Here is an 8,498-nt window from a genome sequence, read left to right on the forward strand (position 1 = left end):
TGCCTACCTGGCTCCAGCACTACAACCTAGAACGACCCCACCTCGGCATCGGCGGCCTACGACCCATCGACCGAGTCAACAACGCAACGAGTCAGTACATCTAGGCCTCCAACAACTCGCTGACTTTCGCGAACGTCAGCGTCGCCCCCGCGAAGCTGCAGGTACCGTTCTCGTCAGCGACCGCTCCACTCGTGAGTTCCTCTGCGACCTTGCACACCGCCGTGAACCTCTCCGAAAGTTTGGCCTCGACTCGACCGAGGGAAGCCGTGACCCAGGACCGGACCTCGTCCGCGCTCAGATCGACGTGACCGGTGCCGATCCGCCATTGGTCCAGGTCGCCCTGGTAGCCGCCTGGGATGTGGTCGTTGTACTTGTGGATCTCCGCCTTCGACCCGGCAAGGAGGAAGTCCAGCGCATCCTCTGGCCGATCGGCGAAGCACTCTCGCCAATAGCGGCGTGGTCCAGGTAGCCATGCGTTGGGCAGTTCTAGGAGTCCAGCGGATCGGGCAGTGTTGTTGTCATCCGCAAGATTCTGCCGGGGCGGCAGTCCTACTGGGACGCGCCAAGATTCATCACCCTGAGCGCGTCCGGGCAGTCACGGGGCTAACCCACCAGGCGCAGGCTCCGCGGGGAAGTCCGCCGGACCTCCCCGATGATCGCCGGCACCAGAGGCGAAGCAGGTGTCGGCAGGACCGCCGTGAACCGCGCCGGGACTCCAGCTGCCGTCCATCTGGTCGGAGCGCTGGGAAGTCGCGAGCGCGGTGAGGAGGAGGCTCGTCGAACCGGTGATGACGCTCGCCGCCCCGGCTGGGAGTGCCCCGCCGGGCAGGAGCTCGGAGATCGGCCCGGGCAGTTCGTCGACGACACCGGTCAACGCCATCACCCCCGAACTTGTGCCGCTGCGACCCCAGGGGAGCGTCTCTGTCATCGTGCGACGCTGTGGCCTACTCACGAAGAGCTCGTACCGGCACGGGCCGTGCGCTGGACCCGCGAGCACGTCATGGTCTCGATCGCCCCTATCGGAGACCCTGACGGGGCTCGCGCACTGTACGCGTGGCTCTGGGCCGATGACGTCTACCGCACCATCCCGCGTCGACCAGCCGCCCAGGCTGGCGCAGGTTCCGGCCGGCCGAAAAGCTCTAGGCTCCTCGTCATGACAAACGATGCGGCCAGCCCAGTGACGACGGCCGCGGAGATCGATGCCGCCAGAACACCTGCTGGGGGATGGACGCGAGCGACGCTCGCAGGGTGGGGGGTGCCATGGCCTCCACCGAAAGGCTGGCGCGAGGCACTGATCCATGGCCGCTCCGGGGAAGGCGGCAGGGCAGGTCTCGGGTCATGACCCGTCTCGAGATCCGGGATCCGCTACGGCGGCCACGGCATGTGGGTACCCCCTCGCTTCTGGGGTGGATCGGTGCTGTGGAGCGAGCAGGTAGTCGGCTCGAAATCAGGTTGCCCAAGGATGGAACAGAGTTCTCAGCTCAACCCCGGGTCTGCTGCATGGAGAGGTGACCGCGTGGGTCACCTCCCGGGCCTCGACCGGCCGGGCAGGGTCGACCCACACGAACTCGGACTCGGACTCGTGGAACGATGTCCCGTCCTCACGGACCGCCTTGAAGTACGTCGGCATGGTCCGGCTCCTTGCCGTCAGGCCCTTGCTGACTTTCTAGTGGGTCGGGCGCGGAGAACGGGCCAGGCGCAGGTCAGATCGTCGGCGCGTCCTTCAGCACTCCGTGGGCAGGCCCGACCAGTCAGCGGGGGTTGCTCCAGTGCTCGTTGACCAGGCGGATCGCCTCTTCCTTGCTGAGTGCCATGAGCTCGTCCTCGCTCAGGTGCATCTCGTCGCGCAGCACGCGGAGCAGTCCGAGGGGGACCGTGTCTACCTCGGGGACGACGGCGACGCGGACCGGTATGACACCGTCGTCGGCGCACGCCCAGAACTCGCCGGGAGTCACCTCTAGCTGTGCCCGCAGGATGAACGACGCCAGGTCCGGCCCGTATGGCACCGGCCGGACGGGGCGGGAGATGCGTGTCCGCAGCGTCCGTCCGTCCGGGTGCCCCAGCTCGTAGGTCACGTGGTGCGACACGTCGCGCCCTCGCGCGTCCTGGACGAGCGACCAGCCCTCGGTGTCGCAGAAGCTCTGGTGTGCGGCTCGCGTGACGGGCTTGACGTGGCTCACCGGGCGAGCCAGGCGCTCAGCTGTTCGTCGTCGGACAGCAGCACGACCTGGACGAACCCCCAGTTGTCGGCGTGGTTCGGTGCGTGACGGAGGTGGTCGTTCCAGTCGACGGCGTACTCCCGAGCTGCGGACACCAGGTCCTCTACCACCTCGTCGAGAGTGTCCCCTGTGGCCGAGATCGACGGGATCGAGGGGATGTAGGCGCTCCACTCACCGTTCTCGCTGAGCACCTGGGTGTCGGGCCGCAGCAGCGCCATGAGGGAGTGTCGCAGGCGCACCGCGTCGACCATCGCGGAGACGCGCGAGCCGCGCCGAACTGGCACCGAGACACCTGCCTCGGCACGGTCGAGAACGTCCTTGAAATTCGCCCGAGCCTCGGTAGCACTCTCGAACATCGCGGTGGACATGGAGACCTCCTAGATTCGGTGTCGACGTACAGACTGTACGTCTCGTGCGTTCCGTACGTCAAGCCTCCTTGGTCCGGGGCGGCATGGAAGGATGTCGACGCCAATTTTTGCGACACCCGCAACGACGTCCTCAACAGAGGTCTCGCCGACAAGATATGGAACGACGCCAAGAAGTGCGTCGTCGCGACCGGGGCGCCCGGACCCGTCCCCAGGTCTGGGCTCGGCCATGTCAGCAGCCCGTGGAATACCCAGACGCAAAACTCAGTAATGCACGACGAGGTCATTTCGCGTGGACCACTTGAATGCGATAAATGACAGCAAAGTGGCACCGTCAGCCAACCGGCAATTGAGCTTCTATTTCCTGGATGTCAGGGGTGTCCTGTAACCTGTCCTCAAAGGTGTCCCAATACTCAGCACGCGCCGACACAGAGCGGCACGGGGTGGCACGGGACCGGAGAGCAAAGACGCAGGTCACAGGAGGAAAGCCCACCGATTCCGCGGATCAGGAACGTTCGAGGGCCATACAAGGGGTCGCAGGTTCAAATCCTGTCAGCCCGACAGAAGCGAGAGGCTCGGAATCGTTGAGATTCCGGGCCTCTCGTCGTATGACGAGGTATCGGGTGGCCGTGCCGCACGGGCCTCCTCATCCGCGGAAGTAGTTGAAGCCGGATCTCTCCACCCGATGCGCGCTGTCCACCATGACGGTGACGTTGTCAGGATCTACCCAACGGGCCTTCCGGAACGCCTCCTGCACCTCGGATCGCAGGTCGAGCAGCCACGAGTAGTCGATGTCCGTCGGCCGCAGCGACTCGATCAGCAACGGCGACACCCTCAGCCATGCCGGGATCTGATCGTCCGGTCTGCCGTCCAGCAGCATCCAGACCACCAGGTGGCGTGGATCGATGTCGACGGCCCCGTAGTGGAGGAGGGCGACGACCTTCAGCCCGTCGTGCTCGCGACCTCGCAACGACCTGATCAGCCTGCGCATGACCTTCTTGGCCAACTTTTCGTTCCGTGGAGAGCGGGATGGCATGACGGGAGTCTGCCATGCGGTGCTCGCATCTCGTTCCGCGGGTTCACGTCTCGTCCTGCCCGTCCGGGGAGACGTGCCGTGGTGCACAGTCGCACCGCGTGCGAACGGCATCGACTGGAAGGCGTGGACCCGGGTGTCCACGGTCGCGACGGGGGCTTCCGCACCTGGGGTAGCGAGGCCAGACGGCGTCAGCGGGTCGTCTCGGTCAGCGCCTCGGCGAGCGCGGTGAGGGCGCCGTGGACGAGCGAGTAGTAGGCCCAGCGTCCGCGCTGCTCCCGGGTGAGGAGGCCGGCGTCCACGAGGATCTTCAGGTGGTGGCTGACGGTCGGCTGGGAGAGGCCGACGGGCTCGGTGAGGTCGCACACGCAGGCCTCGCCGCCGTCGTGGGAGGCGACGATCGAGAGCAGCTGGACCCGGGCGGGGTCGGCCAGGGCCTTGAAGGTGCGCGCGAGGTCACGCGCGGTCTGGGGGTCGGCTGCCTGGCGGACCAGCGGTGCGCAGCAAGCGGCGCCGGTCGTGCCGGCTGGTGCGAGGGGCAGGTCCGTCGTCGTGGTCATGGACTCCATCTTGCCACGCATCGATGCTTATGGATACGTTGTCGATGTGGCGTTCATTGATGGTTGTCGATGCGAGGAGTGGTGATGAGCGAGGTCGTGCGTGCGGATCTCCCGGTCGTGGTGATCGGTGGGGGACCGGTGGGGCTGGCCGCGGCTGCCCACCTGCTGGAGCGGGGTCTGGAGCCGGTCGTGCTCGAGGCGGGCGGCGGACCGGGAGCGGCAGTGGCGTCGTGGGGGCACGTGCGGTTGTTCTCGCCGTGGCGCTACGACATCGACGAGGCCGCATGTCGCCTGCTCGAGCCCACCGGATGGAGGGCCCCTGACCTGGACCAGCTGCCCACGGGCGGCGAGCTCGTGGACCAGTACCTGGCGCCGCTGGCCGCGACCGAGCAGATCGCGTCCCGGTTGCGGACCAGGACGCGGGTGCTGGCGGTGGCGCGAGACGGGGCCGACAAGACCCGGTCGTTGGGCCGGGAGCGGCGCGCGTACCGGGTGCGGACCGTGAGGGCGGACGGGCAGGTCGAGGACGTGCTGGCCCGTGCGGTGATCGACGCGTCCGGAACGTTCACGACGTCCAACCCGCTGGGCACCAGCGGTCTGCCCGCTCTCGGTGAGGCGCAGGCGCAGGCCTTCGTCACGGGCCCGTTGCCCGACGTCCTGGGAACGGCCCGCGAGCGGTTCGCCGGCAAGCACACGCTCGTCGTCGGGATGGGGCACTCGGCAGCGAACACGCTGCTGTCCCTGGTAGAGCTCGGAGAGTCCGCACCGGGCACCACGGTGACCTGGGCGATCCGGGGCGGTTCTGCGCGGCGCCTGTTCGGCGGCGGGGCCGACGACGAGCTGCCCGCGCGCGGGCTGCTGGGCACCCGCCTGCAGGACGCCGTCGAGGCGGGCCTGTTGACGTTGGTGAGGTGGATCTCGATCGAGCAGCTCGTCCCCGGCCAGGACACGGTGCGGGTCCTGGGCCGTTCGCGCGACGACGCGCTGGACCTGCAGGTCAACGCGATCGTGAACGCGACCGGGTTCCGCCCGGACCTGGACATGCTGCGCGAGGTGCGCCTGGACCTGGACCCGGTGGTCGAGTCCCCGCGCCGGTTGGCCGAGCTCATCGACCCGAACTTCCACTCGTGCGGCACGGTGCCCCCGCACGGAGAGAAGCTGCTCCAGCACCCCGACGACGGGTTCTACCTCGCGGGGATGAAGTCCTACGGGCGGGCCCCGACGTTCCTGCTTGCCACCGGGTACGAGCAGGTCCGCTCGATCGCCGCCGCCCTGGCGGGCGACCGGGCCGCGGCGGACCTGGTCCAGCTGAACCTGCCGGCCACGGGTGTGTGCTCGACCGACCTGGCCCTGGAGGCCGAGGGGGAAGCGAGTGGGTCGTGCTGCGGCGCCGCGCCCGCCGAGTCGCAGCTGGTCACCCTCGGGGTCGGGGCGCCGGCCGGGTTCGCGACCGGGGTGGTGCACGGGCGCTCCGGGGACGAGCCGGCGCCGTCGAGCACCTGCGGTTAAGCCTGCGACTGCGGGCAGGGCGCAGGTGCCGCCCGAGCGGAGGTGGCGCTTGCGCGAAGGGCCGGACGCAGACGCGTCCGGCCCTTCGGTGAGCCTGGGGTCAGGCGGTGGCGGGGATCTCGACGGGCTCGACGCCGAGCTCGGAGAGCAGGGTCAGGATGCGGGTGCGGATCTCGTCGCGGATCGGGCGCACGGACTCGATGCCCTGACCGGCGGGGTCCTCGAGCTTCCAGTCCTCGTAGCGCTTGCCAGGGAAGATGGGGCACACGTCGCCGCAGCCCATGGTGATCACGACGTCGGAGGCCTGGACGGCTTCGGTGGTCAGGACCTTGGGGGTCTCGGTACGGATGTCGATCCCGGCCTCGAGCATGGCTTCGACGGCGACGGGGTTGATCTGGTCGGCGGGCATGGACCCGGCCGAGCGGACCTCCACGGCCCCGCCGGACAGGGCGCGCAGGAACCCGGCGGCCATCTGGGAGCGGCCGGCGTTGTGGACGCAGACGAACAGGGCGGACGGCTTGTCGGTGGGGGTGTTCTGGGTGGTCATGAGGTTCTCCAGGAGGGTGGTGAGGTCAGGCGGGCAGGGTGAGGTCGGGCAGGAGGTCGGTGAGCAGGTCGCGGACCCGGGTGTCGAGCTCGTCGCGGATCGCGGCGACCCCGGCGGGAGAGGCCAGGGCGGGGTCTCCGACGAGCCAGTCCTCGTAGCGCTTGCCGGGCAGGACCGGGCACACGTCGCCGCAGCCCATGGTGATCACGACGTCGGCCGCGCGTACCGCGTCGTCGGTCAGCGGCTTGGGGAACGCGTCCTGGGCGGTGCCCAGGGCGACGAGGGCTTCGCGGACCCCGGCGTGGATCTCGGCGGCGGGGGTCGAGCCGGCCGAGCGGACCGTGACGCGGTCGCCCGCGTAGTGGCGCACGAGGGCCGCGGCGAGCTGGGAGCGGCCGGCGTTCGCGACGCACACGAACAGCACCTGTGGTCGGCCTGCGTGGTCGCGGGTGATGTCCGCCAGGCGCTGGCGGGCGAACCGGCCGGTGAGGGGGACCAGGTGCGCGGAGATCTTCGCCGAGCGTGCCAGGTCCGTGTAGGAGTCGCGCACGACCCGCTGGACGACCTCGAAACGCACGCCGGGGAACGTGGTCGCGAGCTCGGTGGCCAGGTGGTCCAGGGCCGGGTCGACGTCGTCGAGCCCGCGCAGCACCTCCTGGGTCACCGATGCCTCGAGCGCGGCCGGGGCGAAGGAGTCCAGCAGGGTGGTCACGGCCGCCTTGTACCCGGGGGTGATGCGGTACCAGACCCACGTGCCGCGGCGCTCTGAGGCCACGACCCCGACGTCACGCAGCACCCTGAGGTGGTGCGAGACGGTCGGCTGGGACACGTCGGTCAGAGCCGCCAGGTCGCACACGCAGGCCTCGCCCGCCGGGGCGGTGGCGATGAAGGACAGCATCCGCAGTCGCAGCGGCTCGGCCAGGGCCTTGAGAGCGGCCGCGACGACGGCGGCGATGTCGGCGCCGATGGCGTGCGACTCGATCTGTGGCCCGCAGTCCGGGTCACGCACCGTCAGGGGCAGGGGAGTGGTGGTCATGACGTCACTTTCTCGGGTTCGGCCGCCGGGGCGGCAGCGTAGGGGTCGACGGCGAACCAGCGGCGGGCGATCCACAAGGAGACGTAGACCAGGCCCACCAGGACCGGGACCTCGATCAGCGGACCGACGACACCGGCCAGGGCCTGGCCGGAGGCGGCTCCGAACGTCGCGATGGCCACCGCGATCGCGAGCTCGAAGTTGTTCCCGGCCGCGGTGAAGGCCAGGGTCGTGGACTTCGCGTACCCCAGGTGCAGGACCTTGCCGGTGACGATGCCCACGCCCCACATCACGGCGAAGTACACCAGCAGCGGCACCGCGATGCGGGCGACGTCGAGCGGGTTGGAGGTCACGGCCTCGCCCTGCAGGGCGAAGAGCAGCACGATCGTGAACAGCAGCCCGTACAGGGCCCAGGGCCCGATCACGGGCAGGAACGTGTCCTCGTACCAGGCCCGGCCCTTGGTGCGCTCACCGATCAGACGCGAGGCGAACCCGGCCACGAGCGGGATCCCGAGGAACACCAGGACATTGAGCGCGATCTGCCCCATGGAGATGTCGAGCCCGGCGGTGCCCAGGCCCAGCCAACCGGGCAGGATCGTGAGGTAGAAGTAGCCCAGCAGCGAGAACGCGAGGACCTGGAAGACGGAGTTGATCGCGATCAGGACCGCCGCGGCCTCCCGGTCCCCGCAGGCCAGGTCGTTCCAGATGACGACCATCGCGATGCACCGGGCCAAGCCCACGATGATCAGGCCGGTGCGGAACTCGGGAAGGTCCGGCAGGAAGATCCACGCCAGGGCGAACATCAGCGCGGGGCCCACGAGCCAGTTCAGGACCAGGGACGAGACCAGGAGCTTCTTGTCCCCGGTGACCGAGGCGACCTTGTCGTAGCGGACCTTGGCCAGGACCGGGTACATCATCACGAGCAGGCCGACCGCGATCGGCACCGAGATCCCCCCGACCTCCATCGAGGCCAGCACGTCCGACAGGGCCGGGACGAACCGGCCCAGCAGCAGGCCGGCGACCATCGCGAGACCGATCCACACCGGCAGCCACCGGTCGAGCGTCGACAGGCGTCCGGCGCCCTGGACGCTCGCGGTGGTGGCCGGGGCCACGGTGCGGCTCATGCCAGGACCTCCTCGATCGTGTCGGCGAGCTCGGTGAGGTAGCGCTGGGCGTCGAGGGCTGCGGAGCAGCCGGAGCCGGCCGCGGTGATGGCCTGGCGGTAGGTGTGG

General features: G+C 69.3%; 9 protein-coding genes and 1 pseudogene. 1 reads left to right on the forward strand and 9 read right to left on the reverse strand.

All coding sequences use genetic code 11. The annotated features are described in order from the left end of the window. Positions 1-1,447: 1,447 nt before the first annotated feature. The 5 genes from IE95_RS20595 to IE95_RS0118100 all read right to left on the reverse strand — a co-directional run bounded on the left by IE95_RS20595 (position 1,448) and on the right by IE95_RS0118100 (position 4,186). Positions 1,448-1,630 carry a hypothetical protein gene (locus IE95_RS20595; protein ID WP_129429665.1) on the reverse strand — a complete coding sequence of 61 codons (183 nt, stop codon included), beginning with the start codon at positions 1,628-1,630 and terminating at the stop codon, positions 1,448-1,450. A gap of 121 nt (positions 1,631-1,751) precedes the next feature. Next, the gene (locus IE95_RS0118085; protein WP_030153552.1) at positions 1,752-2,180 is read right to left on the reverse strand and encodes a hypothetical protein; all 429 of its coding nucleotides are present in this window, start codon (positions 2,178-2,180) and stop codon (positions 1,752-1,754) included. Continuing rightward, positions 2,177-2,587: a hypothetical protein gene (locus IE95_RS0118090; protein WP_030153554.1), complete on the reverse strand. Its 411-nt coding sequence runs from the start codon at positions 2,585-2,587 to the stop codon at positions 2,177-2,179. The genes IE95_RS0118085 and IE95_RS0118090 overlap by 4 nt, the downstream gene beginning before the upstream one ends. Before the next feature lie 643 nt (positions 2,588-3,230). After that, entirely contained in the window at positions 3,231-3,590 is a 360-nt protein-coding gene (locus IE95_RS0118095) for a hypothetical protein (protein WP_129429664.1), read from the reverse strand. Positions 3,591-3,808: 218 nt separating this feature from the next. Next, complete coding sequence (locus IE95_RS0118100) at positions 3,809-4,186, reverse strand: ArsR/SmtB family transcription factor (protein ID WP_129429666.1); 378 nt, start codon at positions 4,184-4,186, stop codon at positions 3,809-3,811. Positions 4,187-4,261: 75 nt separating this feature from the next. Between IE95_RS0118100 and IE95_RS0118105 the strand changes: the two genes are divergently transcribed. Further along, positions 4,262-5,686 (forward strand): FAD-dependent oxidoreductase, encoded by a 1,425-nt coding sequence (locus IE95_RS0118105; RefSeq protein WP_030153564.1) that lies wholly within the window; start codon positions 4,262-4,264, stop codon positions 5,684-5,686. A gap of 100 nt (positions 5,687-5,786) precedes the next feature. On the opposite strand, the gene IE95_RS0118110 is transcribed toward IE95_RS0118105, so the two are convergent. The 4 genes and pseudogenes from IE95_RS0118110 to IE95_RS21175 form a co-directional block, all read right to left on the reverse strand. After that, complete coding sequence (locus tag IE95_RS0118110; RefSeq protein ID WP_030153566.1) at positions 5,787-6,233, reverse strand: arsenate reductase ArsC; 447 nt, start codon at positions 6,231-6,233, stop codon at positions 5,787-5,789. A gap of 25 nt (positions 6,234-6,258) precedes the next feature. Beyond that, positions 6,259-7,269, reverse strand: coding sequence for a metalloregulator ArsR/SmtB family transcription factor (locus tag IE95_RS0118115; RefSeq protein WP_036572690.1), 1,011 nt, complete (start codon positions 7,267-7,269; stop codon positions 6,259-6,261). Continuing rightward, positions 7,266-8,390: an ACR3 family arsenite efflux transporter gene (gene arsB, locus IE95_RS0118120; protein ID WP_030153571.1), complete on the reverse strand. Its 1,125-nt coding sequence runs from the start codon at positions 8,388-8,390 to the stop codon at positions 7,266-7,268. Before arsB ends, IE95_RS0118115 begins: the two co-directional genes overlap by 4 nt. Beyond that, a pseudogene (locus tag IE95_RS21175) lies at positions 8,387-8,498 on the reverse strand (thioredoxin-disulfide reductase); the annotation flags it as partial. The gene arsB and the pseudogene IE95_RS21175, both read right to left, overlap by 4 nt.

This window comes from Oerskovia turbata (genome assembly GCF_000718325.1).
In the GTDB taxonomy this organism is placed as follows: Bacteria; Actinomycetota; Actinomycetes; order Actinomycetales; family Cellulomonadaceae; genus Oerskovia; species Oerskovia turbata.